This is a genomic window from Luteibacter sp. HA06 (assembly GCF_054061215.1).
In genome coordinates, this window is the sequence record NZ_JBSSDZ010000001.1 from 3,733,908 (window position 1) to 3,759,301 (window position 25,394).

22 protein-coding genes and 2 tRNA genes are annotated in these 25,394 nt (G+C 63.3%); 6 read left to right on the forward strand and 18 right to left on the reverse strand.

All coding sequences use genetic code 11. The features are described from left to right. Positions 1-9: 9 nt before the first annotated feature. Entirely contained in the window at positions 10-1,911 is a 1,902-nt protein-coding gene (gene thrS / locus ACVWWJ_RS17185; RefSeq protein ID WP_159894946.1) for a threonine--tRNA ligase, read from the reverse strand. A gap of 232 nt (positions 1,912-2,143) precedes the next feature. Here thrS and ACVWWJ_RS17190 point away from each other — a divergent pair, with 232 nt between their 5' ends. Continuing rightward, on the forward strand, positions 2,144-3,154 hold the full coding sequence (locus ACVWWJ_RS17190; RefSeq protein WP_456968841.1) for an NAD-dependent epimerase: 1,011 nt from the start codon (positions 2,144-2,146) through the stop codon (positions 3,152-3,154). A gap of 155 nt (positions 3,155-3,309) precedes the next feature. Here ACVWWJ_RS17190 and recD read toward each other — a convergent pair whose 3' ends face one another. From recD to ACVWWJ_RS17220, 6 genes are all read right to left on the reverse strand, one after another. Then, positions 3,310-5,187, reverse strand: a complete 1,878-nt coding sequence (gene recD / locus ACVWWJ_RS17195; RefSeq protein WP_456968842.1) for an exodeoxyribonuclease V subunit alpha — start codon at positions 5,185-5,187, stop codon at positions 3,310-3,312. Further along, positions 5,184-8,831: an exodeoxyribonuclease V subunit beta gene (gene recB, locus ACVWWJ_RS17200; RefSeq protein WP_456968843.1), complete on the reverse strand. Its 3,648-nt coding sequence runs from the start codon at positions 8,829-8,831 to the stop codon at positions 5,184-5,186. The genes recD and recB overlap by 4 nt, the downstream gene beginning before the upstream one ends. After that, positions 8,828-12,253, reverse strand: a complete 3,426-nt coding sequence (gene recC, locus ACVWWJ_RS17205) for an exodeoxyribonuclease V subunit gamma (protein WP_456968844.1) — start codon at positions 12,251-12,253, stop codon at positions 8,828-8,830. The genes recB and recC overlap by 4 nt, the downstream gene beginning before the upstream one ends. Before the next feature lie 67 nt (positions 12,254-12,320). Continuing rightward, on the reverse strand, positions 12,321-12,740 hold the full coding sequence (locus tag ACVWWJ_RS17210; RefSeq protein ID WP_159894952.1) for a CopD family protein: 420 nt from the start codon (positions 12,738-12,740) through the stop codon (positions 12,321-12,323). 60 nt (positions 12,741-12,800) lie between these two features. Then, positions 12,801-13,127, reverse strand: a complete 327-nt coding sequence (locus ACVWWJ_RS17215; protein ID WP_456968845.1) for a hypothetical protein — start codon at positions 13,125-13,127, stop codon at positions 12,801-12,803. A gap of 93 nt (positions 13,128-13,220) precedes the next feature. After that, positions 13,221-13,778, reverse strand: a complete 558-nt coding sequence (locus ACVWWJ_RS17220) for a hypothetical protein (RefSeq protein ID WP_456968846.1) — start codon at positions 13,776-13,778, stop codon at positions 13,221-13,223. A gap of 478 nt (positions 13,779-14,256) precedes the next feature. On the opposite strand from ACVWWJ_RS17220, the gene ACVWWJ_RS17225 reads away from it, so the two are divergent. Then, positions 14,257-15,180 carry a hypothetical protein gene (locus tag ACVWWJ_RS17225; RefSeq protein WP_456968847.1) on the forward strand — a complete coding sequence of 308 codons (924 nt, stop codon included), beginning with the start codon at positions 14,257-14,259 and terminating at the stop codon, positions 15,178-15,180. Positions 15,181-15,229: 49 nt separating this feature from the next. On the opposite strand, the gene ACVWWJ_RS17230 is transcribed toward ACVWWJ_RS17225, so the two are convergent. Further along, positions 15,230-15,304, reverse strand: a tRNA-Val gene (locus ACVWWJ_RS17230). A gap of 83 nt (positions 15,305-15,387) precedes the next feature. Then, entirely contained in the window at positions 15,388-17,409 is a 2,022-nt protein-coding gene (uvrB, locus tag ACVWWJ_RS17235) for an excinuclease ABC subunit UvrB (protein WP_159894956.1), read from the reverse strand. A gap of 62 nt (positions 17,410-17,471) precedes the next feature. Between uvrB and ACVWWJ_RS17240 the strand changes: the two genes are divergently transcribed. The 3 genes from ACVWWJ_RS17240 (at position 17,472) to tmk (ending at position 19,236) form a co-directional block, all read left to right on the forward strand. Continuing rightward, entirely contained in the window at positions 17,472-18,080 is a 609-nt protein-coding gene (locus ACVWWJ_RS17240; RefSeq protein WP_456968848.1) for a GspH/FimT family pseudopilin, read from the forward strand. Between the two features lie 48 nt (positions 18,081-18,128). Next, positions 18,129-18,205 (forward strand) — tRNA-Asn (locus ACVWWJ_RS17245). Positions 18,206-18,549: 344 nt separating this feature from the next. After that, the gene (gene tmk, locus ACVWWJ_RS17250) at positions 18,550-19,236 is read left to right on the forward strand and encodes a dTMP kinase (protein WP_456969732.1); all 687 of its coding nucleotides are present in this window, start codon (positions 18,550-18,552) and stop codon (positions 19,234-19,236) included. Between the two features lie 538 nt (positions 19,237-19,774). On the opposite strand, the gene ACVWWJ_RS17255 is transcribed toward tmk, so the two are convergent. From ACVWWJ_RS17255 to ACVWWJ_RS17275, 5 genes are all read right to left on the reverse strand, one after another. Continuing rightward, the gene (locus tag ACVWWJ_RS17255) at positions 19,775-19,948 is read right to left on the reverse strand and encodes a hypothetical protein (RefSeq protein ID WP_456968849.1); all 174 of its coding nucleotides are present in this window, start codon (positions 19,946-19,948) and stop codon (positions 19,775-19,777) included. Positions 19,949-20,824: 876 nt separating this feature from the next. Next, a complete protein-coding gene (locus ACVWWJ_RS17260; protein WP_456968850.1) occupies positions 20,825-21,496 on the reverse strand; it encodes a Fic family protein in 672 nt (223 codons plus the stop codon). An 842-nt stretch (positions 21,497-22,338) separates the two neighbouring features. After that, positions 22,339-22,860, reverse strand: coding sequence for a hypothetical protein (locus ACVWWJ_RS17265; RefSeq protein WP_456968851.1), 522 nt, complete (start codon positions 22,858-22,860; stop codon positions 22,339-22,341). A 326-nt stretch (positions 22,861-23,186) separates the two neighbouring features. Further along, positions 23,187-23,411 (reverse strand): hypothetical protein, encoded by a 225-nt coding sequence (locus ACVWWJ_RS17270; protein ID WP_159894960.1) that lies wholly within the window; start codon positions 23,409-23,411, stop codon positions 23,187-23,189. Continuing rightward, positions 23,411-23,593 (reverse strand): DUF3606 domain-containing protein, encoded by a 183-nt coding sequence (locus ACVWWJ_RS17275; RefSeq protein ID WP_159894962.1) that lies wholly within the window; start codon positions 23,591-23,593, stop codon positions 23,411-23,413. Before ACVWWJ_RS17275 ends, ACVWWJ_RS17270 begins: the two co-directional genes overlap by 1 nt. Positions 23,594-23,790: 197 nt before the next feature. Between ACVWWJ_RS17275 and ACVWWJ_RS17280 the strand changes: the two genes are divergently transcribed. Then, on the forward strand, positions 23,791-23,952 hold the full coding sequence (locus ACVWWJ_RS17280) for a hypothetical protein (protein ID WP_456968852.1): 162 nt from the start codon (positions 23,791-23,793) through the stop codon (positions 23,950-23,952). Positions 23,953-24,007: 55 nt separating this feature from the next. On the opposite strand, the gene ACVWWJ_RS17285 is transcribed toward ACVWWJ_RS17280, so the two are convergent. The 4 genes from ACVWWJ_RS17285 to ACVWWJ_RS17300 all read right to left on the reverse strand — a co-directional run bounded on the left by ACVWWJ_RS17285 (position 24,008) and on the right by ACVWWJ_RS17300 (position 25,309). Beyond that, positions 24,008-24,280 (reverse strand): DUF2845 domain-containing protein, encoded by a 273-nt coding sequence (locus ACVWWJ_RS17285; RefSeq protein ID WP_159894964.1) that lies wholly within the window; start codon positions 24,278-24,280, stop codon positions 24,008-24,010. Positions 24,281-24,364: 84 nt separating this feature from the next. Beyond that, entirely contained in the window at positions 24,365-24,970 is a 606-nt protein-coding gene (locus tag ACVWWJ_RS17290) for a DNA-3-methyladenine glycosylase (RefSeq protein WP_456968853.1), read from the reverse strand. Beyond that, positions 24,970-25,104 (reverse strand): hypothetical protein, encoded by a 135-nt coding sequence (locus ACVWWJ_RS17295; RefSeq protein WP_456968854.1) that lies wholly within the window; start codon positions 25,102-25,104, stop codon positions 24,970-24,972. Before ACVWWJ_RS17295 ends, ACVWWJ_RS17290 begins: the two co-directional genes overlap by 1 nt. A gap of 49 nt (positions 25,105-25,153) precedes the next feature. Further along, complete coding sequence (locus ACVWWJ_RS17300; RefSeq protein WP_139980751.1) at positions 25,154-25,309, reverse strand: DUF3309 family protein; 156 nt, start codon at positions 25,307-25,309, stop codon at positions 25,154-25,156. Positions 25,310-25,394: the final 85 nt, after the last annotated feature.

Genomic DNA, 25,394 nt, shown 5'->3' on the forward strand with positions numbered 1-25,394 from the left:
CGCGAGCGATCAGCGCTGCGTCTCGACCTTAAGCTTTTGCACGAACTGGGCCACCGGCATGCTGCCGAGGTCCTCTCCGCTACGGGTACGTACGGAAATGGTTCCCGTTTCCTTCTCGCGGTCGCCGACCACGATGAGATAGGGCACCTTCTGCAACGTATGCTCCCTGATTTTATATCCGACTTTCTCGTTGCGCAAATCGGCCTCGACCCTGAAGCCTTGTCCGACAAGGGTTTGGGTCACCTCGCGCACATAATCGGCCTGAGCATCAGTGATGCTGAACACTACTGCCTGAATGGGGGCAAGCCAGGGCGGAAGCAAGCCCGCGTGGTGTTCGATCAGGATACCGATGAAACGCTCCATCGAACCGACGATCGCCCGGTGCAGCATGACAGGATGTTGGCGCTGTGAGTTCTCGTCCACGTACTCGGCACCGAGGCGCTCGGGCATCATGAAGTCGACCTGCATGGTACCGACCTGCCAGGCACGGCCGATCGAGTCCTTCATGTGGTACTCGATCTTGGGGCCGTAGAAGGCGCCCTCACCAGGCAGCTCCTCCCATTCCACGCCGGCCGCCGACAGGGCCGCACGCAGGGCGTGCTCGGCCTTGTCCCAGACCTCGTCGGCGCCGATGCGCTTTTCCGGACGCAGCGCGATCTTCATCGCGATGTCGTCGAAACCGAAGTCGGCATAGACCTTCATGGCCTGGGCGTGGAACGCCGCGACCTCGTCCTCGATCTGCGCCGGGGTGCAGAAAATGTGGCCATCGTCCTGGGTGAACGCCCGCACGCGCATGATGCCGTGGAGCGCGCCCGACGGTTCATTGCGGTGGCAACCGCCGAACTCGCCGTAACGGATCGGCAGGTCACGATAGCTGTGCAGGTGGGTGTTGAAGATCTGGATGTGGCCCGGGCAGTTCATCGGCTTGAGCGCATAGGTGCGCTTCTCCGACTCCGTGAAGAACATGTTCTCCTGGTAGTTGTCCCAATGACCGGACTTCTTCCACAGGCTCACGTCCATGATCTGCGGACCGCGGACCTCCTTGTAACCGCTGCTGCGGTACACGCCGCGCACGTACTGCTCCACGGCCTGCCAGATGGCCCAGCCCTTCGGGTGCCAGAACACCATGCCCGGCGCTTCTTCCTGCATGTGGAACAGGTCGAGCTGCTTGCCGATGCGGCGGTGATCGCGCTTTTCGGCTTCCTCGAGCTGAAGCAGATAGGCCTTGAGGTCCTTGTCGTTCAGCCACGAGGTGCCGTAGATGCGGGTCAGCATCTCGTTGTTGGAATCGCCGCGCCAGTAGGCGCCGGCCACCTTCATCAGCTTGAACGCGCGCAGCTTGCCCGTATTGGACACGTGCGGGCCACGGCACAGATCGGTGAACTCACCCTGCGTGTAGAGCGAGAGCTCCTCGTTCGCCGGGATGCCCTCGATGATCTCGGCTTTGTATTCCTCGCCGATGCCACGGAAGAAGGTGATCGCCTCGTCGCGGGTTTTCACCGAGCGCGTGACCGGGACCTGCTCCTTGACGATCTTCTCCATCTCCGCCTCGATGGCGACGAGATCGTCCGGCGTAAACGGCCGTTCGTAGGCGAAGTCGTAGAAAAAGCCGTTGTCGATCACCGGACCGATGGTGACCTGCGCGCCGGGAAACAGGCGCTGCACGGCCTGGCCGAGGAGATGCGCCGTGGAGTGGCGCAGGATATCCAGCGCCTCGGGGCTCTTATCGGTGACGATTTCGAGGGCGGCATCGTGGTCGATCGTGTAGCTGGCGTCGACCAGCTTGCCATCGACCTTGCCGGCCAGGGTAGCTTTGGCGAGGCCGGCACCGATCGAAGCGGCGACGTCCTGCACGGAAACGGGATGATCGAACGGGCGCTGGCTGCCGTCGGGTAGCGTGATCTGGATCATGGTTGCAAATTCCGGACAAACAAAAAGGGCGCCAGACGCCCTTCGGTGACGACGAAGACGTGGCGTGGGATCAGGTTGGGAGGCGCGTAGTCCGCATGTCGCACTCTCGGCCGGCGTTACCGCGGGCCACCTTGGTCGCGTGGATATCGGGCAAAAGCTAGATCACACGTGCTGCCGTGTCAAATCGGCCGTCCGTTAGACTAGGCGGATCGCTCCACTGGCAGACTCCTGAATGCGCATCCTGGTTACCGGCAGCGCCGGCTTCGTCGGCTCCCACCTCACCGAGCGGCTGCTCGCGCGGGGCGACACCGTGCTTGGCTTCGACAACCACAACGACTATTACGATCCCGCCCTGAAAGAGGCGCGTGTCGCGCGTTTCGCCGACCATCCGAACTACACGCACGTGCGGGCCGACCTTGCCGACCAGGCGGCCGTCGACGCGGCGTTCGACGCCTTCCAGCCGGAACGGGTCGCACATCTCGCCGCCCAGGCTGGCGTGCGCTATTCGCTTACCCACCCGCATGCCTACGTCCAGAGCAACCTGGTCGGTTTCGTCAACATGCTCGAAGCCTGCCGCCGGCTCGCCGTGGGGCATCTCGTCTATGCCTCGTCGAGTTCGGTCTACGGCGCCAATCGCAAGATGCCCTTCGCCGTCGAGGATGCCGTGGACCACCCGGTAAGCCTCTATGCGGCCACGAAGAAATCCAACGAGTTGATGGCCCATACCTACAGCCATCTTTTCAGTCTGCCGACCACCGGGCTGCGCTTCTTTACGGTGTATGGCCCCTGGGGCCGACCCGACATGTCGCCCATCCTGTTCGCCAGCCGCATCATGAAAGGCGAACCGATCGACGTGTACAACCACGGTAACCACAGCCGTGACTTTACGTACGTGGACGACGTGGTCGAAGGCGTGATCCGCACCCTCGACCGTCCGGCGCAGCCGGATCCCACCTACGACCCGGTCGCGCCCAACCCCGGCAGTTCGGCGGCGCCCTACCGCGTGTACAACCTCGGCAACGACGAGCCGGTGCAGCTGCTGGACTTCATCGGCCTGCTGGAGAAGCACCTCGGTCGTTCCGTCGAAAAGCGCCTGTTGCCGATGCAACCGGGCGACGTGCCGGATACGTGGGCGGATGTATCGGCGCTGCGGCGTGACGTGGGGTATGCGCCGTCGACGTCGATCGACGAGGGGTTGGGGAAGTTTGCGGCTTGGTTTAAAGAGTATTACCGAGCCGATTGAGTCAGAGCATCGCCGATGAATCGGCTCCCACAGGGAGCAGGAGCATCGCCGATGAATCGGCTCCTACGGGGAGCAGGAGCATCGCCGATGAATCGGCTTCTACAGGGAGCTGGCTGCTTTTGTGGGAGCCGATTTATCGGCGATGGGTGCTCGCGTCACAACAGCCGACGCAGCAACCCCGACGCCCGACGCGTCTTCCGAGACACCGCGTAGCCAAGAATGTCCGGTGCGGCGAGCAGCGTGAAGTGGGTGCGCGCCCGTGTCACTCCCGTATAAACCAGCTCCCGCGTCAGCACCGGCGACGGCTCCGGCGGAAGGGCCAGCGCCGTGTGCTCGAACTCCGAGCCCTGCGACTTGTGTACCGTCATGGCGTACGCCGTGTCCACCGCGGAGAGTCGGCTCGGCACGACGAAACGCACCCGCTCACCGCCCTGCTCGTCCATGACCGCAAAGGCCACGCGCAGGGCCATGCCGCCCTGCCCGTCCGGCGCCCAGAGTGTGACGCCCACATCGCCGTTCATCAGGCCCAAAGCGTAATCGTTGCGCGTCACCATGACCGGGCGCCCTTCGTACCACCCCGTCACCGCCTCGATCAGGCCGCGATCGAGAAGGCCCTGGGCGATGCGTTCATTCTGTTTGTCCACGCCGGCGTCGCCGTGGCGCGTGGCACAGAGCAACTGGAACCGCGCGTACGCCGTAAGCGCACCGGCTCCCCACTGCTGGAACGCGTCGAAAGGCGCGTCGATAGGGGGACGCTCACGCTCGATCCAGTCGAGATAGTGCCGATGTCCGGGCGCTCCGTCGCGGCCGTCGATCGCCAGCGCCGCGATGGATGCCGGTGCCGGCGCGACGACAGCAATATCGCCACGCGCGCTGGCAAAGGCGCGCGTGACCGCGGCCGCGTCACCTGCATTGATCGCCTGCGCCAGGGCACCAATGCCGCTATCCGTGCCGAAGCGCCGGCTTCGACGCAACATCACGACGCGCTGGTCCAGCGGCCGCGCATCGACGGGATCCGTCCACGCACCGACGTCGACGCTGCAGACCGCGTCGAGCCACTCGCGGGTGGCGAGGTCGTAGTGACCGGCGTCCGCGCGCGCGCAGAGGTCACCCAGCACGGCACCGGCCTCCACGGAGGACAGCTGGTCCTTGTCGCCCAGCAAGATCAACCGCGCGTCGCGCGGCAGCGCGTCGAGCGTCGCGGCCATCATCTCCAGGTCGATCATCGAAGCTTCGTCGATAACGAGGACATCCAGATGCAACGGGTTGTCCCGGTCGTGACGGAAAGCCCGCGTGTCCGGACGGCTGCCGAGCAGACGGTGCAAGGTGGTGACTTCAGCGGGAATTGCCTGTTTCACGGCAGCATCCACATCGAGCCGCTCGATCTGGCCGGCAATCGACGCGTTGAGACGCGCGGCGGCCTTGCCGGTGGGCGCCGCCAGACGAATGCGCAGGCGGGGTTCGTTACGCTTATGCGCCAGTGTCTGTAGCAGACCCAGCAGCCTGACCACAGTAGTCGTCTTGCCCGTACCCGGACCGCCGGTAATGACAGCGAAGGCGCCGCGCGCAGCGATAGCACACGCAACCCTCTGCCAGTCGAGGCCATCGGTATCGGCAGGAAACAGTCGATCCAGCTCTTGCGCAAGATCAGCAGGCACGTCGACAGGCCCCAACCGCGCCACGATCGACTCGGCGACCCGCGCCTCGTCACGCCAGAAGCGACGAAGGTAGAGCAGCCCGCCATCGAGGACGAGCGGTGTGTTCGGCTCCCCGACAGACGAGCCGACCAGGGAGGATGTCAGCAGCCAGCTCTCCGCATCGGCCAGCATCGGTTCGACGGCGGCGAGCGCCTCGACCTCGACGCAGATATGACCCTCACCCAGCTCACGACTGAGCAATGCCGCCGCCATGATCACGCGCCCATCGCCACCCTCGTCGAGGCTGGCGCTGAAGCGCGCAAAGGCGCGATCCACCGCGCGCAGCTTTCCCTCCAGCACGCCGCGGTCGAGCCAGGTCAGCACCTGCGGGTTCATGCGGGCACTCCCTCGAAAAGCGCATCGAGCGCATCGATCATCGCGCGCACGGGTCGCTCGACGTGCACACCGTGGCCATTTCCATCGACGCCGCGCAGGTAGATGTAGACGGCGCCGCCGATATGCGTGTCGTAATCGTAGGCATCCCCGAGCCGCGCGCGAAGCTGGCGATGCAGGGCCAGCAGGTAAAGCGCGTACTGGAGCTCGTAGCGGGAGTCGAGGATGGACCGACGCATCGCCGCAGGCGTGTAAGCCTGCTCGTCCACGCCCAGCCAGTTCGATTTGTAATCCGCCACGTACCAGCGTCCCTCGTGCTCGACAATGAGATCGATGAAACCCTTCAGCATGCCGTTGACGCGGTCCGCCGTAAGGATGGGCCGCGGGGAGCCATCCAGCGTGTACGCGCGAACGACGCGGTCGAGCGCCAGGGTATCCACGCGGCGCGCTTCGAACAGGAACTCCAGTTCGGCGCGATAACGCGAGGGATCGTCCAGCGCGCCCAGGGCAAGCGATCCTCCCTCCGGAAGCGGCAGCGGCGTACGCAGCAACACCTGTAACCATTCACTGAGCACGTCGATCGATGCCTCCCAGCCGCGACGCTCGCAACGTCGGGCAACGGTTTCACGCAGGCGGGCAGGATCCGCGGCGATCTGCGCGAAACCTTCTTCCGCGATCCATTCGAGCAGGTCGTGAAGGAACGTGCCCGCCTCCGCGCCCCGCTCAAAGGCATGGATCGTCGCGGCCTCCACCGGAGCTACCGCTGTCTCGCCTGCATATTCGACGATGACATCGTCGGTGGCTGTCTCCGGCGCGGTCGCTTCGCTATCCGCGTAGCGCAGGGCGCTGTAGCTCGCGATCCACCACGGGTCAGCCTTCGCCATATGTGCCTCACGCGCAGGTAGCGGCCGCTCGTCGCTCACCGGCGCCACATGGATGCGTTCGTCCGGCGCCGGCATGTAGTCGACGCTGATGGCGGGCTCGTCCTGTGCCAGTCCACGCAGAAGGCCTTCGATGGCGCCGTTCTCGATTTCCTGGCCACCGCTCAGCAGGTAACCGAAGGCGGACCGGTGCAACTGGGGATTCTTCGCCGCGTTGTAGCAGACCGGCGCAACACCAAGCCAGCTGGCGTGCCGGGCGCGAGTCATGGCAACGTACAGCAGGCGCAGGTCCTCCTGGAGGGAAGCGCGCTCCGCGGCCTCCTTTGCCACCCGCACCGATTCGCCAGCGGCTTCATGGCCAGACGAGAGCAGCTCGTGCTGCGCTCCGGAGCCATCGTGGTAACGATACCCCTGTCCCGGACGCGAGCCGCCGCTCGCACAGACGAAGGGCAGGAACACCAGGGGATACTCAAGGCCCTTGGACTTGTGGATGGTGACGACCTTGACCAGGTCGTCGTCGCTTTCCAGCCGGACCACCTGGTCATCGCCCGTGTGGCTGGCGGAATCCGCGATGCGATCAGCGAGGTAGCGAATCAGCGCCTGCTCGCCTTCGATCGTCGATGCCGCCTGCTGGAGCAGTTCCGCGAGATGCAGCAGATTGGTGAGCGCGCGCTCGCCACCGGCCTGCATGAGCAGTCGCGCCGGCAGATCGAAAACGTGGAGAAACCGATGGACCATCGCCAGTACGCCCGCACGGCGCCAGGTCTCGCGAAGGTCGAACAGCTCCTGGCCGCGGCGCTCCCAGTGGCGCTCGTCGACATTCAGCCTTTCGAGTTCGGCATAGCCCAGCAGAAGCGTGCGCGTGGCGAGCGCAGCCCGCATGGCGGTATCCGACGAGGGCTCGGCAACGGCACGAAGCCAGAGCAGCACGTCGTGGGCTTCGATGCTCTCGAGCACCGAATCCCGATCGGAGAGGAACACACTGCGCACGCGACGTGCCGACAGCGCCGAACGAATTTCCGACGCTTCGTTGTGGCTACGCACCAACACCGCGATGTCAGCCGGCTTCAATGGAGTGACGACACCGTCTTGCGCGAATCCCGTGCGCCCATCCTTTGCCGCCTCCAGAAGGCGCACGATCTCCGAGGCGCAGGCTTCGGCCATCTGCTCGCGATACAGACGCACGCCCACCGGCACTTCGTCGTCGAGTAGCCAGAGGTGCAGCGCGGGCTGGTCAGCGCCGGCGACGACGAAGCGCTCGGTCCGCCCACGGGCCTGCACCCGGTTGAAGGGCAGGCCCTGTTCGGCGAAGTGAAAAGCGCCGCCCGGATGGTTCTCTGCCCGTGCAAAGAGCGCGTTCACCGCGGCGACCATGCCTTCGCTCGATCGATGATTGGTATCGAGGCTGTAGCGCGGCGCTTCGGCTTCGTTGCGCGCGGACAGGTAGGTATGAATGTCGGCGCCGCGAAATGCGTAGATCGCCTGTTTCGGGTCGCCGATGAGCAGCAGGCCGACATCCGGGTTGCGAGCATAGACCGCGCGGAAAATGCGGTACTGCAGGGGATCGGTATCCTGGAACTCATCGATCAGCGCGAGCGGATATTGCCTGCGAATGGTCTCTGCCAGCTCGCCGCCGGATTCCGATGCCAGTGTGCGATCGAGGCGTGACAGCAGGTCGTCGAAGCCGATCTGCGCTCGCCGGCGCTTTTGCGCGGCAAAGCGCTCGCGTACGCGCTCGACGGCGTCCGCCAGGATTGCGAACCGAATGGCAGGCTTACCCGCCTGCCATTCGTCCCAGTGCCCGATGGCGCCGAACGCCGGGTGCTCAGGTCGGGCACCGCCCTTGCTGACAGCCCCCTCGAGCCGGGACGAGCCGTAGCGCGCCACATCGACGGCACCCTTCTCCCCACTTTCGAGCCAGTGGCGCACCCCGGCCAGATTCCGCTCGAGGGAGGCCGGCTGATGGATGTTGTTCTTCAGCGCTTTGGATCGCACGGCGTCGCGCAGCAAGGTCTCGATGCGTTCGACATCGCCCATCCACGCCTCACGCGCGGCAGCCAGGCGACGGGCATCTTCGTCTTCCCAGTCACGCAGGCTGGCGAAAAGCGCGCCGACGTCCGTCGTGTCGAGCGCCTCGCCGTTGACCCTCAGGGTGGTCTCGCCGCCGAAGAGCAACGGTCGCAGCGTCTGGATCAGCGCATCCGGCGTCTTCCACTCCGCAAGCACCGCGGCCACCTGGCGTGCGTCCAGCGGATAAAAAGCCTGGCGCCAGTAATCGCGCACGCATTCGGCGAGCAGTTCACTTTCGTCGGGCTCCAGTGTCTGCACGAATGCGTGGCCGCTACCGAACGCGTGCTGCGTGAGCATGCGCTGGCTCCAGCCATGGATCGTGAAGATGGCGGCCTCGTCCATCCACTGCGCCGCCAGCTCGACACGCCGCGCGCAGGCGGCATGCGAGGCTGCGGGGTAATCGGCGAGTAACTCGGCAAGGAACGGATCCTGCGACTGGCCTGCGCGGAAGGCGCGGGCGGCGTCCACCAGGCGCGCACGGATGCGTTCACGTAGCTCCTGCGTCGCCGCCTCGGTAAAGGTCACGACCAGGATGTTCGGCGGCAACAGGGGCTGCGGGATACCGTGACCGAGTACCGCACGCACATAGAGTGCCGCGATGGTCCAGGTCTTGCCCGTGCCGGCGCTCGCCTCGATCAGTCGAATGCCGGACAACGGCATGGCCAACGGGCGCAGCGGTTCCATGGCAACGCTCATGACACCTCCACGCGCAGGGCGCCAAGGAAATCCCGATACGGCGCCAGGCACTCGGCGAAGCCCGCTTCCAGCAACGATGCAAAACGCGGGAAGGCGCGGAGCAGGTAGGGATCGTCGTCGAGTTCGCCATGCGCGCGCTCATGCGTGGCTTCGTACGTGGCGCGCGCGACGCGCGGCGCCTCTTCCGGCGAGGGCGCTCGCAGCCAGGCGAGGGCCGTCTTCACCGCGACCGGCCTCGGTGTCGCCATGCCATCGCGCCACGCGCGCACCAGCGTAGCCAGCATCGCCATGGCATCGTCCGCCGCGAGCGGCGTGAGCACGACCGTGGCATCCGGTCCGATGTAGCGCGTAGTGACGGCCAGGCCGGCTGCCTGTGCGACGAGATGATCGACCCAGGGCATGACAAGGCGGTGCGCGCGCGGCGTGCCGTCAGCATCCAGTACGTTGGAGGGTGACAGAAGAAAAGCAGCGAGCCGGCCGTCATCGTCGGCGCGCAGGTCGGCCAGCCAGTCCTCCACGGTGATCCCATCAACCTCGATGCGCACTTCACGCTTGCCTGCGTCGTGTGGCCAGGCGCGCCGCTCAGTGACGAAACGTCCGTAAACAGCGCTCGCGACGGCCTCGATATCCACGCGCACCGGCGCCGCGAAAGCGCCCATGGGCAGGGCACCGCTGCGCTGCAGCTTCGCCGCGGCGTCACCGATCGCCTGCGTCGCGGCGCCTTCGCTGCGCAATGCGGCACGCAGCAGCACGTCGGCCATGGCGAAGCGACCCAGGCTGTCGACGGCGAAAGGCTCTTGCTCGTCGCCACCCGCCTCCGCGGTCTCGAAGCGAACGCCGAGGCGCGCCTGGAAGAACTCGCGCACCGGATGCCGCAGGAAGCGACGCAGCAGGCCGAGGCCGATAGGGCGTTCCACGATGATCGGCGCGAGGTCGGCGTCGGGCACGCGTTCGACGCCGTCGTGCGCCTGGCGCCATTCCCTGGCGTAAGTGAACAACCGGGGATCGTTCGCGCGGAAATAGGTGTGGCTGAAGGGCTGGAGGGGATGTTCGACGGTGAGTACGGGCAAGAGCGCGGCACCGCCCTGCCCCTCCCACGCGGCGGAGAGGTAATCGCGCAGCTGCCCGACCAGGACTGACGGCGCGCGTTCCGCGTTATCGCGCGCACTGCGCCCTACCCAGCCGATGTGCAGCGCATCGCGTGCGGAAAGCAGCGCCTCGAGGAACAGGTAGCGATCGTCTTCGCGACGGGAACGATCACCCGGCCGCCAGGCACCCTGCCTGGACATGAGGTCGAAATCCATCGGAGGACGCGCCCGCGGGTAGTCGCCGTCGTTCATGCCGAGCAGGCAGACCAGACGGAACGGAATCGCACGCATGGGCATCAGCGTGCCGAAGCTCACCGCGCCGGCAAGAAAACGCTTCGACAGGCCCCCCTGGTCGAACTGGCCGAGCCATGCTTCGCGCACGACGTCGATCGGCAAGGCGTCGTCGAAGGACGCCTCCATGCATGCCCGCTCCCACTCGTCGAGTGCATCGCGCAGCCGCTCGATGCGCATGCCGTCGTCGGGCTCGGCCGCTTCGAAGAAGTCGCGCAAGAGCAGACGCAGGCGCACGCCCCACTCCGTGGCCGACGCGGGCTCGCGCATCGCGTGCCAGTGTTCGCCCAACCGCTCGAGCAGATCGGCCAGCGGCCCGACCAGGCTGGCATCGAGTCCACCGACTTCAGGATAGGGTTCGATATCGCCCCAGGCCTCGCCCGCGCCAACCGCGTAACCGAGAAGCATGCGACGCAAACCGAAGGCCCAGGTGTTCTGCTCGAGCGCAGGCAGGTCGAGCGACGCGCGCTGAGCTGCGTCGAGACCCCAACGGATGCCCGCCCCCTCCACCCATCGATGAAGCAGCGGGAGGTCGTCCTCGCCGATGCCAAAGCGTTTGCGTACGGCAGGAACATCGAGCAGATCGGCCATCTCGCCAGCGCCGAACCGCGATTCCGTCATGCCGAGCAGGACGTCGAGCGCCATGACCACGGGCACGGTGCCACGCGCCGCGCGATCGGCAACGCTGTAGGGAATGAAGCGAGAATCGTCACGCGGCACGCGGCCGAAGACGGCATCGATGTGCGGTCCATACGTTTCGATGTCCGGCACCATCACGATGACATCGCGTGGCAGGATGGGGTCGCCGGCCTGCGCGGAGGCTTCGAAGCGCGCCAGCAGCTGATCGTGAAGGATCTCGACTTCGCGCTGCGGTCCGTGGGCCACATGAAAGGCTATCGATGTATCGCCGTCGTCGATCGGCCGGGGCGTTGCCGGCAACGGCTCGAGGTCGAGAATGGCCGACTGCACCTGCCCCAGCAGGTGGCCCGATGCTGGCTCGGCGAACAGATCGATGCGCTGGTCCCAGGCATGGAAGCGCTCGCGATAACTTTCGGGAAGGTCGAATTCGTCGAGCAGACGAATGTAGTCGCGCCCCTGCTTGCCCCAGGCAGCGAGGAGCGGATTGGCATGCAGGTGCATGTCGTCGTCGGACAGCTCGGACGGCATACCTGGCTTCGCCGCCTGGCGACGGCGTTCTGCGCGCAGGAGCTCGCGGTCGTCGACGATGTCGGCCCAATAGTGCCGACAGGGATTCATCACCACGAGGACGATCTGGGACCAGCGAGCCAGCGCGGACAAGGCTTCCAGCGTCTGCCTCGGCAGCGACGACATACCGAACACGACGATACGGCGCGGCAGAGCCTTTGGGCGTTCGATGGATTCATTGACGGCCCGGAGGAAGCGCGCATGCACAGCGGCTCGGTGGCCGTCAGCCTCCTCGACACCGACATCGTCCAGCAGGCGCCGCCAGAGTGCCGCCTGCCAGCGGTCAGCCGCCGCCATCGCGGGCGCCGCGCCACGCGCGTCACGCAATACGTCACGCCCGGCGGCCCAGTCATCGAGCCAGTCCGCGCGATAAACCTGATATTGGTCGTAAAGGTCGGCCAGACGTTCGGCCAGTTGGTGACACTTGCGCGAGTCACCGTCGGCGCCCAGGAAGGCGGCGAGCGGCTCGAACGCGGGCTCGCGGGCGACCGACGGCAGCAGGCGCATCAAACGCCAGACCAGGCGGGATTTGTCGAAGGGCGACTCCGGAGGCACGGCATCGCGACCGAGGATCGCGCGGTAGGCTACCCAGAGGAAACGCCCCGGCAGCTCGACCTTGACCGCAGCGGCGATGCCCAGCCCGCCGTCTTCGACGGAACGCGCCAGCGCCAGCCGGAACCACTGGGCGATGCCGTTGGACTGGACCAGGACCCATTCATCCTCGAGGGGACTGAGCGGCGTCCGGCGCAACCAACCGACGAGCACATCCCGCAACTCTTCGAGCCGGTTGCCGTGCAGCACCATGAGGCCTGGTGCGATGTCGTTCCCGTCGCTCAACCGGCGAATTCCCTGTTCATAAGGTCAGCACCGATCATGACCGATCCGGGTCGCACGGGGCGAGACCTCAGAACGGCTTGGCGACGACGAGGTAGACGATGGCCAGCAGGATCAGCACGGGCAGTTCGTTACCAATACGCAGCGCCTTCGAGGATGGCAGCGCCCCACCGGCGATGCTGCGCTTAAGCGCCCGGCCCGACCAGATGAAGTAGCCAAGCATCACCGCCACCAGGGCAAGCTTCGCATGCAGCCAGCCACCGCTGATGTGGAAGTAGAACCAGAGGATGAGGCCGAGCAGGAGGGCCACGCCAAACATGCTGTGGCCGAACTTGTACAGCCGGCGCCCCATGAGCTCGAGCCGCGCCTTTACGGCAGGTTCGTTGCCCGCCTCGGCGATATTCACGAGGATGCGCGGCAGATAGAACACCGTCGCCATCCAGGCAATGACAAACACGATGTGCAGGGATTTGATCAGTAGATAGGCCACGCACGGCGCTCCATCGGGAAAGGCGTGAGTGTAGCGGGTCGAATGGTGGAGGCGCGCGGCCTACGACGGACTGGATACGAACATCTTCGCGACGTTGACGGCAAACGCCAGCATGGCGGCAAAAACGCCGGACGCCAGGATGACTCCCAAGGCTCGCTCCTTCCAGCGGGTCAGGATGTGTACCTCAGCCGAGACTTCCTTGATTCGGGCGTCGACCCCGTCGAGGCGGACATCGATTCCGTCAAGCCGGACGTCGATCCCGTCGAGCCGTCTGTCGATGCCATCGAGCCGTCTGTCGATCCCGTCGAACCGTCCATCCATGCGCACTAATTGAATCTGAATGTCGACCAAGGCGGCGGCGACGGAGTCGCTGGGAACGTTAATCACAGCAGGAGTCGCGGCTAATTCCGCCCTGCGGGGTCGATGCCGAGGTGTTCCCCTGCGTTTACTCATTGCCTTTTCCATGGAGTCGCACCGAGGTCAGTGCGCAACGACGCCGATCCACTTGGGAATGGCGTCAGCGAGATAGCCGAGGATGGCCAGCAGACCGGTACTTGCGATCAACATGCCAGCTGCACGTTGCTTCCAGTCGCTGAGGTCGCTGACCCTGGATTCGACCCTGCCAAAACGAGTTTCAACCTTACCGAACCGGTCATCGACCTTTTCGAACCGGGAATCTACTTTGTCGAAGCGCGCATCCACCTTATCGAACCGGTCACCAGCCTTGTTGAAACGCTCATCCACCTTGTTGAATCGCGTGTCTACATTGACCTCGAACCTTCCCAGACGATCGTCAAGGCCGTCGACACGTTGAATAATCGCCACGGTTCTTTCGTCGATCCGCGCCAGCTTGGTTTGCATGTCATGTGACGTTGCCTGCATGTCACGCATCGCTGCCTGCGTCTCGCGCGCGGCCAGCTGCATCTCGATCGCCGTAGCCTGCATGCCTTGCATCGTGGCTTGCATAACCTGCATCGTGCCCTGCAGGTCGTGCACGGTGCCTTGCATGTCGTGCATGCTGCCCTGCATGTCGTGCATGCTGCCTTGCATCTCGTGCATCGTGCCCTGGATACCCTGGACAGCGACGAAGAGGGGATCGCCCGGAAGCAGTTCGTGCGACCGGCTTCTCGTGGAACGGGTGGACGGATAGGGCCGATCAGGCTGACGCGGGCCACGTTTACGCACGGGTTGCTCCATGGGATCGCTTCCTGCTGGACGAGATGTCTTAGCCAGGGTCGTGGCTAGCGTGGGCCAGGGGCGTGGGTCAGGTCATGAGAATTCCGACCGATTTCGCTGGCTGTGCTCAGTAGGTTGATGCGTCCGCGGCGAGAGGCCTATCCGTCCAAGGCGACAGATGACGTGGGCACTGTGCCTTAGCCATGCGCGGGCGAAGCCACGGTGGCAGGGTATCGAGTCTGCTCGGGATGCGTGGCCCAGGCCCGCTCTGGACCAACGAACTCATTTACTATTGACGGAAGCCGACTGCGGCGTTTCAGCTTACGGGGAGACAGGGATCGTGTACTCGCTCGCGCAAAACCGCTACCTTTTTCAGCTCGGCGTGTCTTTGATGCTGCTCGGCAGCGCCTGCATTGGCCATGCGTCGGCGCGCCAACTTGCCTCACCGCAGGCGGAGCACTCCCAAGACGTTGCAAACCAAAAAACGTTCGAACATGCCGTCGCCGCACAACACGCCGCCGTAGGCAAAGAAAATTCCACGACCCCGAGCGCTGCCTGGGCTGGCGACTATTATTTCGGCGATGGCCTGGGCCAGAACGTCCACCTATCTGTCTCGCCGCGTTCGGGCATTGCTGCCACGTGGAGGGGCTGCCTTGGTACTTACGCAGCTAACAAGGGAAAGGTGGTTCCTCAAGCGGACGGCAGTCTGCTTCTGAAGTACGAGCAGCCCAACGATCCGAAAGGCATCGGTTTTGCTGACCACGTCATACCTGTCCCCTGGGGCGACCGCATGTACATGATCTCCGAGGGCGAACTTCCGGCATTCGCCAGTGCAGTGAATTTGGGTGACGAGCCGCGGGAAGGCCAATCGGGTTCGTTTCTCCTGCGCCAGGGAGACGAATCGCGCAAAGTACACGGGCTACCCGTCCTCCCACCTCGCCAGCAGTCGCTGATTCGCGAAGTACCGCTCGAAGTCGGCGTGGTCTCAGCGAATCGGCTGCCCAAGAACAATGCCGACACATTCGAATGCCGGTTTCGGCTGAAACTGGATCGCGGTGCTAACGACGGGCTGGCCAGCGGAATGAACCTGGTAGCGATCAGGATCGGTGCAGGAAGTCGCCTCGCCCTGGAACAAACGACACCAACCCGCGCCGTTGGCACCATGAGCCTGTTCGGCGATGAATGCGCAAAGCCGGATCAGTGGCCTTCGACCAGGACTCGCTTTACAACTGGCGCATATCGCGCAACAAAAAAGGAGCCGTAAAAGGCTCCTTTATCGCTTTCTTCAAGCCACTTCTCGCTTTATGGAAAAGTGGTGGGCGGTACAAGGATCGAACTTGTGACCCCTACCATGTCAAGGTAGTGCTCTACCGCTGAGCTAACCGCCCGAAGAGCTGCGCAGTTTACCGGCGCACGGCAGGGTCTGCAAGAGGTCCCGGCAGATTTTTTTCTGCCGGGACCCGCCATGGCCCTAGCGCAGGGATCGTTCCCTCACACGGTGTATCTCGTCGCGAATCTTGCCGGCCTCCTCGAATTCGAGGTTCTGGGCGTGTTTGTACATCTTCGCTTCGAGCTTCTTGATCACCGAACCGGCCTGTTCCGGCGTGAGCGATCCATAGTCCGCAGCCTCCTCAGCCACCTTCTTCGCCTTCTCACCGCGCTTGCCCTTGCCGCGCGACCCGAAGTCCGAGCGGGCGCCTTCCATGATGTCGGCGATACGCCGGACCACGGTGGTCGGGATGATGCCGTTGGCGGCGTTGTACTCGATCTGCTTCTCGCGACGGCGGGCGGTCTCCTCCATGGCGACCTTCATCGACCCGGTGATTTCGTCGGCATAAAGAATCGCCTTGCCGCGGACGTTGCGCGCTGCGCGTCCGATCGTCTGGATCAACGAGCGATGGGAACGCAGGAAACCTTCCTTGTCGGCGTCGAGGATGGCCACCAGCGATACCTCGGGCATGTCCAGGCCTTCGCGAAGAAGGTTGATACCCACCAGCACATCGAACTCACCCAGTCGCAGGTCGCGAATGATTTCCGTGCGCTCGACGGTGTCGATGTCCGAGTGGAGATAACGCACCTTCACGTCATGCTCGGAGAGATAGTCGGTCAGGTTCTCCGACATGCGCTTGGTCAGGGTCGTGACGAGTACGCGATCACCCATTGCTACGCGCAGCCGGATCTCGCCGAGGAGATCGTCAACCTGCGTGCGTACCGGCCGCACTTCGACTTCCGGGTCGATCAGGCCGGTCGGTCGCACAACGAGCTCGACCACACTGTCGTCGGAGCGCTCTATCTCGTACTTCGCAGGCGTAGCCGAAACGTAAATGGCACGCGGCGCGCGCCGCTCCCACTCCTCGAAACGAAGTGGCCGGTTATCCATCGCCGAAGGCAACCGGAATCCGAACTCAACCAGCGTCTCCTTACGCGAACGATCGCCTTTGTACATGGCACCCAGCTGCGGCACGGTCACGTGCGATTCGTCCACGACCATCAAGGCATCGGGCGGCAGGTAGTCGAACAGCGTCGGCGGCGGCTCCCCGGGCCCGCGACGTGTCATGTGCCGCGAATAGTTCTCGATGCCCTGGCAAAAGCCGACCTCGGCCATCATCTCCAGGTCGAATCGCGTGCGCTGCTCGAGGCGTTGCGCTTCCACCAGCTTGTTGTCGCGGTACAGCTGCTCGAGCCGCTCGGAAAGTTCGACCTTGATCGTCTCCATCGCATTGAGCACGCTCTGGCGCGTGCTCGCGTAGTGCGTCTTCGGGTACACGGTGTAACGCGGGACCTTGCGCAGCACCTCGCCGGTGAGCGGGTCGAAAATCGAAAGGTTCTCCACGTCGCCATCGAACAGTTCGATGCGCAGCGCCTCGGCTTCCGACTCGGCCGGGAACACATCCACGATTTCGCCGCGCACACGGTACGTACCGCGACGCAGTTCCATTTCGTTACGCACGTACTGCAGCTCGGTGAGCTGCTTGATCAGTGCGCGCTGCTCGATATGTTCACCACGCGAGAGAATCAGGCGGAGGCTCATGTAGTCCTCCGGATCACCCAGTCCGTAGATGGCCGACACCGTCGCCACGATCAACGAATCGCGGCGTGACAGCAGCGCCTTGGTGGCGGCCAGTCGCATCTGCTCGATGTGGTCGTTGATGCTCGAATCTTTCTCGATGAAGGTATCCGAGGCCACCACGTACGCTTCCGGCTGGTAGTAGTCGTAGTAACTGACGAAGTACTCCACCGCGTTGTTCGGGAAGAACTCCTTGAACTCGCCATACAGCTGCGCCGCCAGCGTTTTGTTCGGCGCCAGCACGATGGTCGGCTTCTGGATCTTCTCGATCACATTGGCGATCGTGAACGTCTTGCCGGAGCCTGTGACGCCCAGCAGGGTCTGCGCCGCGAGGCCGGCGTCGAAGCCCTCGGTCAGGCGGCGGATGGCCTCGGGCTGGTCGCCGGAGGGTGCGAACGGGGAGACGAGCTGAAAGCGATCTGTCATGGCTGACGATATGCTGGTTCGGACCCCAAGTTTAAAGCGCCCACGCCTACAGGATGTGAGGCATGGCGCCCGCAGACGGCCAGCGCGGCCCAGAGCACGATCTGCGGTTTCCCCTTCCGGACACCGCCGTGACTCACCCACTCCCCAGGGGATTTACCTGGATCGAGATCCTGACGGTCCTGGCGATCGGGGCCATCCTCGCCGCCATCGCGGTCCCGTCCCTATCGGACGCCATCGCCAGGCACGAGCTTCGGGCGGCGACCACGGCGCTCGCCAACAGCCTCCAGCACGCGCGAGAGGCCGCGCTCCATCGCCCGGGAGGCGCCGAGGTTTGCCCGAGTGAGGACGGACGCCGTTGCACCGAGCGAACGGACTGGAGCGTGGGCTGGATCAGCCGGGTTCACCATACCCGCGACGTCTTCGCCGTCGAGGACGCACTGGGTCCCCGCCTGACGGCCGTGACCGTGGGCAGCCGGACAAAAATCGCCTTCGCGCATCCGGAGGACAGGAACGGGGCCGAACCGTTCAACCAGACCGTGGCGCTATGCCTGCGCGGCAAGCCCGCCACTACCGTCACCATCGTGATCACCCGGAGTGGTCACAGCCATGTGGAAGCCCCATCGCCCGAGGTCGCACGCGCCTGCGGCGCGCGTCATTCACGAAATCGTTAAGACCCGCTTGACAGCCCCACCTCACATCAAGACAATACGCAGCTCCCCGCCCGAATAGCTCAGCCGGTTAGAGCACTTGACTGTTAATCAGGGGGTCGTTGGTTCGAGTCCAACTTCGGGCGCCAGGTATTCAAAGGGCTTGCAGCGATGCAGGCCCTTTTCTTTTGCCTGATGTGTAAATTGATGTGTAAAAAAGAAGGCTGATTTGGGGTCCCAAGGGGGCGCTGCGTGAGACCCTTGGGAGAGACGATCGCCGGGCTCCTCTAACCGTATTGCTCGCGCCATACGCGAATAGCGCCATGCGCTGACGCGATAGCCTTTCCCTGGCCGCGGGTCTCGCAATAGCGCAGGTCACAGCAGTCGATATTCCACCACGTCGGCGGCCCGGCGGCGCGCTTTTCGCCAGCGGCCCGTATCAACCGATGCCAATCGGATGAAAGTGGACTCTCGATCCGGTAAAGTCCCCACGATGGCACCTATTCCTATTCCCGGTGGCCTGCTGATCGTCGTTGAGGGTATCGACGGAGCAGGCAAGACGACACTCGCTCGCACGCTCAAGCGCGAGCTGGAGCAAACGGGCGCGGCCGTATCCCTCAGCAAAGAACCTACCGCCGGGCCGTGGGGCATGCAGATGCGCGCCTCAGCGGCGGATGGACGACTCGCTCCGGCGGAGGAACTGCGGCTGCTCCTTCTCGATCGCCATGAGCACGTCGAAACGTTAGTCCTTCCGGCGCTGGGGCGCGGCGACATCGTGATCCTTGACCGGTACTTCCCCTCGAATGTGGCCTATCAAGGCGCCGCAGGCATCAGCGTCGATGACCTGATGGCCGCGAACGACTTCGCTCCGCGACCCGATTTGCTCATACTTCTGGACCTCGACCCGGAAACGGGCCTTGCCAGGATTCACGCACGCGGCGACAAGCCGAATCATTTCGAGACGCCGGGCAACCTCTCGATGTGTCGCAGCATCTTCCTTGACCTCGGGCTGGCGAATACGGTCAAGATTGATGCAAACAGATCAGCCGATGACGTTGCGGCTTCAGCCCGGGATCACGTGACGAAGGCGATCGCAAGGAAGGTCGTAGGGGTACATGGTGCAACTCCCGCTGGCGGCGATATCTTGCTCGGCTACCTTCCGCCCATCGCAAACAGCTGAGTAAGAACGCTCGTCGGTGGCCTTCGGGTTTCTTGGATCGAGCCTTCGCGGGGCATGATGTGGCGGTCGATGGCCCAAAATATCTGGGCTTGGTGGTGCTTCGCCCATCACCTGCCCAGCGATTCGTCTGATCTAAAGCCCTAATCTGCCCGTCTATAGGATGGGTCGAAGCCTCGTTAGGGAATGCGCCTACCCGCTAGGTCTCGAGCATCTTTCGAGTCGGTCCTACGGTGCGGCCGCTTCAGTCCGAGAATATCGCGGCTCCTATAGTCCTAGGCGCCTCCCAGATGATGTTCATCGGCAAGGCCTATCCGACTGCCGCCTCGGCGCGACGACCCGGCTAGCTCCGGGCCCCTTTCCCGCAGCGAGCTAACGTCCGTCGGGAGGGGGGAGTAGATACCGCACACAGCGTCCTATCGCTCGAAGCGACACTCTTACCGATCGACTGACTGGGTCGCGTTTCAGCCTCTCGAGGCAAACGTCGATCTCGTCGTCCAGAGGGAGTAGGTCCTTGCGAAGACGTGCGGTAGTGTCGCGCTTACTGCGCGGGTAGGTTGCTATTTGCCAGAATGAAGTCGCTTTGTATCAATTGGTGCTCACGGAAAAAGTCATCCGGCAGGGTACTGAAGCGCAGCATGGCTGGCGAGGCGCTGGCATCCTTGAAGACGCTGCGCATCGCCAACGAACTGCCCGTGCTGATCCTGCTGGCCATCGTCTATCTCGTCGTCGCCAAGTGGTTCCAAGGTTTCCTTGCGCCAAGCCCGGAACAGCCGCGAGCATCGTGTTGCCTTCCACGCAAGACTGTCTCAGGCTCCGTTCACCCCCAACGGCTGATGAGCTTGCGGCCGGATTCATGCGGCATACTTTGTGCGGGGAATCGACATGGTCGATTCCCCGCAGGGCCCACAACATTTAACGTTTACTGGCAAAGTTCGTACAGGCCCGGGCCGCCCCCCCAGACGCCGCCATTAGCAACCTCATATGAGCCGAAAGTCCCGTAGGGACCTTGCTCATCTAGTGACGCAAGAACGCCAGCCCCTAGAATTCCATTGAATCCCATTGGCACGCCTGCGTTACTGCTATACGGTCCGTGCAAAAAAGCGAATATCTCGCGTTGGCCGTTCGAGTAGGTTACGGAGATTACTTGCTTCCCCGGTCGATCAATCGTCCAGGCGCCATTAAAGTATGGCCACCAAGACGAAACGTCCTGCACCGCGCTAGCGAGCCGTGTGTTGTAGTCAGACGCGCAGCTTGCTTGCACGGGATTGTCCGGGCGGCGCGGAACTGCGGTGGCCCAGCCTAGGACATCCGTAAGCGCAACCGCGACGTAGGTGCCGCCTCCCCCACCTCCCGCGCCACCTAGACATTGTGGTTCTGTCGGATATTGTTCACACAGCGTGGGCAAACCACTTCCTGGGCCGGGCTGGGTGCATACCTGACTTGGATCAAGGTTGCATGACTCCGCAAACGCGGAACCCGAAGCAAATACGATCCCTGCAGCGAAGCAGAGCTGAATCAATGAAGCTAGTTTCGTTGAATGACCATTGCCAAACATCCTCATCTCCTTGAATTGATGGAAATCGATCGATCAATCTAATAGCTCTAAATAAGGCTGATAGTTTTTGTTCTCCCGTATCTCCCAAAATGAAAAGATGAATCGTGAATTTATATCGGAAAACTTCATTGCATAGCGATAGGCGGCGCCTTCTGGCACACGAAGGAACCGCTTGAGCATTCGAAATAGAAGTACCCGAGCGGTACGGCCATTTCCGTCGAGAAACGGGTGGGCAACTATGATAATAATCGCGATGCAGGCGATGGAGAAATCATCCGTTGGAGGTTTTTTTTTCTGGTATTCAAAAAGCTCAGAAAGCTGTTTGGCAACGTCGGCCCTCGCATCGGACGTTGGGGAGAAAAAAGTCGCCCATGGATGCTTGTGCGACACGACGAGGAGTGGCCGATCCCTATAGCCGCATCTATGCCGGAAGTGCCTACCCATAGCTAAGTTAAGAGATTCGATTGAGCTTTGCAGGGATCGCGCGCTTAGCGAGATTGGCCTGTCGAATTCAGTTAATAACTCCCCCTGCGGGATAGGCGCCTGGCTTTTCAGTAAAGATTCGAGAAGGCCTAGAGGCAATCGATCCGCGGCTTCCCGGTCACCCGTGAACAGGCGACGACCAGACGCCCGATAGGCGGAATGAAACTCCGCGACCCATCCTGTTGGCAGCAAAAACTCTCTCGTCGACTGTCCGTTAGTCATGTAGCTTCGATCCCCATTCGTCTGTAGGAATGCTACGTGCACAGAAAAACCGGGCGTATGTTTTTTCGGCAGGAAATTGCGAAATCTCTTCTTAGAGGCTAGATCCGTGACGTACCAAGCAAAACGTTCTTATCGCTAGGACACGGCTGGGCGGCCCGGCTACGTATATGGCCGGGTGTGAAGTGGTCTGCTCAATTTGTCGCCGAATTAAAACAGGGCGCTTTTTTGGCGGTTCGCGGGAACCAGCGGGCGTTCGACAACATCTATTGCTGGCGCGACGAATCGTTGCATCTCGGCAGCCTATCCCGGGGACTTCTGGGTCGGCGGAGCTGTTCGAGGACCTCAACGGAGCGGTGAGGATCTTCATCCCGACGAATTTCATCAAGGTCGCGCTGGGCGCACAGAAGCTTATCGCTCGCGATCGATACGGCCGTCGGCGAGCGCGCGCAATTTCTTATATGCGGCGAGCCGGACGCCGAACGCCTCGCGGCGCTGAGGCTCGACAGGAGCCTCCAACTGCCGAAGCCGCGGCCCGCACGACTTGTTGCTGCTCTAGGGGGAGTCTCGCAACGCGTAACGCGACAACAACAGCTGCAAAGGTCGCAATGGCAGCCAGCACGCTTCCCGCAGCACTGATCCATTCGGCCCAATGAACTTACTCACCCCATTCAGAGTGCGGCGGGTGCACAAGAAAACAGCATACGAAGAAACCAATAACGGCGCCGACAAAACCAGCCCATATGATGCGCATTCCCGTGCGTGGAATTCCCATCCTGATAAATGACGCCATGTGCGAGACCCGGGCGGGCCGCAATCTCCTGCCTGCATCGAAATCCGCGCAGTCAGTCCTCGCCCCGGTCGACGATGCTCGTCCCGCCGTGCCGCTCAAGGACCCTTCGCGCTTCCAGCAGGTCAGGCCTCGCGCGCTTGAGTTCGGTGGCGGCTGTGGTGCCGAGACTGTAGTAGTCGCTGAAAATCGAGCCCAGACCATGCTTCCTCTCCTCCCAGCTACCAATTGTGAGCATCCTTCTGTGTATCGCCCGCCCGCTCGAAATCGCGCGACCCAGCGTCAGCGCGGTGCTTCCTGGGAAGAATCGGAGATACGGCTTGAGACCATCTAGCGCTGCGAAGTTATGGCGCGCAGCGACCCCAGCCGTACGCAGAATTTCATCTTCGTCACGGGCTTCGACCGCAGCCAGAAAGCTCTCCTCAATTCCCTTAGCGAGCCTCTGGATACGATACACGGCATCGTAAAAGAGACTCGCAGCCACCCGACGCCTGGACCTTGCATCTATAGCCCTTCGGACACCGCCGTGACCGATCGCGATGAATATCCCAAGCGCGGTACGATGGCGGCTGCCCACGTACCCTGCTCGTTGGCGTTGAGCGAGTACCACCAGTGAACGATGTCCAGCGGACTGGTGTAAAAAACCCGTCCTCCGCAGGAGAATCGATCCATGCGTAGCCTCCGTTTCCAGATGAATAGCCTCATGGTGAGGACACAAGGCAATTGGCGCAATAACGAGGAGGCTCCACAAAACTAGTGACGAGAAACTTAGGCTCACCTAGAGCGAACTGGACGGGACCGACCGGCAAAGCGCTCGGGCGCTCACGCGCACACCTTGGCGCGATTGGGCTAAAAGCCCAAGTGAGCACTTCGCGGCCGTTTTCTGTGCGTCACCAGCGTGCATCAGAACGGCACGAGCACCCAGCCGCCGGATACGCGCTCGCGCAACACTTCGACAGCGCGGCCTTTGCCTTTCATGGCGGAGGCACGCGTCAGCGCGAATTCCACCGCCGTGCCTTCAGTCTGGAAAACATGCTTCGTCGCGCCGGGAAGCAACACCGTCCACGTCCGAAGGTTCATCGACGGATAGAAAACGAACACGCGCAACGGGCGAACGACACCGTCCATCAGCGACGACGTCGCAGTTCGGCGCGCACGTCGGAGGACTGGCCGCCCACGCGGAGTACCGCATCGCGCAGGGACGTTTCGGACACGCCGAGAATGCGTGTCCAGTAATTCATGTCGGTGCGCAGCTCAAGGTCGATCTTGGTAGCGTCGGCCGGGCCGACTACCTGTTTCTGTGTTTCCATGACGTGCCCTCGCTGTCAGACCACGTTTGCCACGTGGTGGGTTACGTCGGTGTTACGGCTATCGCGCTGCCGGGCCCACCACGTTACACCCATCTAACAACTGAAAGCGCATGTTGGATGACCCGGGCTTCGTTTGGCCGGATCCACCCCCGGGCTGATGCTGCCGGGTTTCGTCCCGCCCAACTCAGACGATGGTCATGCCCCCGAAGAAACCAGTCACCCAGTCCGTAGACACGCCGCCGCCGGATCGCTCATCGGCCGCGTTCATTTCCTACGTGTACTCGCACAACCGCCGCGCGCCCCTGCCGGAGACGCCGCGCAGCACGCCCCTCAAGGGCCCGAAGAAAACCGCTAGCTGATTCGTCGTGGACGGTGGTCCCGAAACCGGGATCGCCGTCCATCCCTGACGAAGCCTCAGCTGTCGATCTGGGTAATCGAGCGAACGCGCCCGTTCACCACTTCGACCTGAACCGACTTACCCTTCTCGAAATACTCCAGCCGGTAGCCCTGCAGGCCACCGCGGGTCGTTTCGATCGGCGTTTCGCGATCCGGCTTACCCGCAACCTGGCGAAGGCGGCCCTCGCTATCTCCCGTTGACACCACCTGGGAGCCCACGCGGAAAGTGTCCGCCGCGGCGACGCCGCAGGACAAAACGGTGGCAAAAAGTGCAGCTGCGATGCGTTTCATGGGGAACTCCCTGTCGATGTCCGTGCAGGCTATATCCCTCGACGCCCGAATCCAAGACGACGACCGGCACATCCCTGCGGGCATTCAGGGTCTGGAGACGTGGGGATTACCTGCCACCAACCAGCGCCAGAGGAGATCGGTCCCCTGGCGAATACCGATCCGTGCCGATCCGGGCACGTTTTCCGGAGCAGGCACCCCGTCGTCGAGCATCGTGTAGGCCTCGCGAGCCCGAACCAGGTCGATGCCGTTCTGCTCGCCCGTGATGCCCATGGCCTGGGCCAGCCGCGCCGGGCCGCTGCACAGCTCCCTGTCGCGCTTCACCCGTGGCCGCGCCTCACGCATCCGCTCGATGCCCGCGACCGGCTCCAGAGCGCGTATGAGGACACCGTTACCTTCATCCACGTCACCGCAGACGACGTTGGCGCACCAGTGCATGCCGTAGGTGAAGTAGACATACATGTGCCCCGGCGGGCCGAACATCACGGCGTTGCGCGGCGTCTTGCCCCGGAAGGTGTGAGCCGCAGGATCGATGGCACCGACGTAAGCCTCGACTTCAACAATCCGCCCTGCCCGGCCATCGGAGCACGCAAGAATCTTGTTGAGAAGGTCGGGACCGACGTCACGAGCGTCGCGGCGGAAGAATGAGCGCGGGAGGATCTCTCCTGGCCAGCGCGGTCGACGCGTCGCCATCAGGTATCCAGCGGATCGCCATCGGTGTCCGGATCCGGGCCGGGGCGCTCGACGGGCTCGTGGTCGAACGGCGGCGGCGACGTGCCGGGAGGGAGCTTGTCGGTGTCGGGAACGGGGCGGTGCGGGCGGGACATGACTTCCTCCAGCGGCGTCGGGGCGCTGACCGCCCCGACGCCGGGGTGATCAGAAGACGCCAAGCAGCCAGCAGACCAGGATGATCGCGAGGATAACGCCGATGCCGCCGCTCGGGCCATAACCCCAGGAACGCGAATAGCCCCAGGTGGGAAGGCCACCAACGAGGGCGAGAACGAGGATGACGAGCAGGATGGTAACGAGCATGGGTGTCTCCGGCAGTGGATTCGGAGTGCATCGTTGCGCAGCGGGTCGTCTAGGACGTGTGACGCGCGGGCCGGGCCCGCGCCTT

Bases quoted from the DNA above. Each gene is read 5' to 3' on its own strand.
- ACVWWJ_RS17280 (WP_456968852.1), top strand. From the start codon at position 23,791: ATGCCCCCGAAGAAACCAGTCACCCAGTCCGTAGACACGCCGCCGCCG.
- recB (WP_456968843.1), bottom strand. From the start codon at position 8,831: ATGAGCGTTGCCATGGAACCGCTGCGCCCGTTGGCCATGCCGTTGTCC.
- recD (WP_456968842.1), bottom strand. From the start codon at position 5,187: ATGAACCCGCAGGTGCTGACCTGGCTCGACCGCGGCGTGCTGGAGGGA.
- ACVWWJ_RS17295 (WP_456968854.1), bottom strand. From the start codon at position 25,104: ATGTCCCGCCCGCACCGCCCCGTTCCCGACACCGACAAGCTCCCTCCC.
- uvrB (WP_159894956.1), bottom strand. From the start codon at position 17,409: ATGACAGATCGCTTTCAGCTCGTCTCCCCGTTCGCACCCTCCGGCGAC.
- thrS (WP_159894946.1), bottom strand. From the start codon at position 1,911: ATGATCCAGATCACGCTACCCGACGGCAGCCAGCGCCCGTTCGATCAT.
- ACVWWJ_RS17300 (WP_139980751.1), bottom strand. From the start codon at position 25,309: ATGCTCGTTACCATCCTGCTCGTCATCCTCGTTCTCGCCCTCGTTGGT.
- ACVWWJ_RS17255 (WP_456968849.1), bottom strand. From the start codon at position 19,948: ATGGCCAGCAGGATCAGCACGGGCAGTTCGTTGGCGATGCGCAGCGTC.
- ACVWWJ_RS17270 (WP_159894960.1), bottom strand. From the start codon at position 23,411: ATGGACGGTGTCGTTCGCCCGTTGCGCGTGTTCGTTTTCTATCCGTCG.
- ACVWWJ_RS17220 (WP_456968846.1), bottom strand. From the start codon at position 13,778: ATGCACGACATGCAGGGCAGCATGCACGACATGCAAGGCACCGTGCAC.
- ACVWWJ_RS17240 (WP_456968848.1), top strand. From the start codon at position 17,472: ATGGCGCCCGCAGACGGCCAGCGCGGCCCAGAGCACGATCTGCGGTTT.
- tmk (WP_456969732.1), top strand. From the start codon at position 18,550: ATGGCACCTATTCCTATTCCCGGTGGCCTGCTGATCGTCGTTGAGGGT.
- ACVWWJ_RS17190 (WP_456968841.1), top strand. From the start codon at position 2,144: ATGCGCATCCTGGTTACCGGCAGCGCCGGCTTCGTCGGCTCCCACCTC.
- ACVWWJ_RS17260 (WP_456968850.1), bottom strand. From the start codon at position 21,496: ATGACTAACGGACAGTCGACGAGAGAGTTTTTGCTGCCAACAGGATGG.
- ACVWWJ_RS17290 (WP_456968853.1), bottom strand. From the start codon at position 24,970: ATGGCGACGCGTCGACCGCGCTGGCCAGGAGAGATCCTCCCGCGCTCA.
- ACVWWJ_RS17275 (WP_159894962.1), bottom strand. From the start codon at position 23,593: ATGGAAACACAGAAACAGGTAGTCGGCCCGGCCGACGCTACCAAGATC.
- ACVWWJ_RS17285 (WP_159894964.1), bottom strand. From the start codon at position 24,280: ATGAAACGCATCGCAGCTGCACTTTTTGCCACCGTTTTGTCCTGCGGC.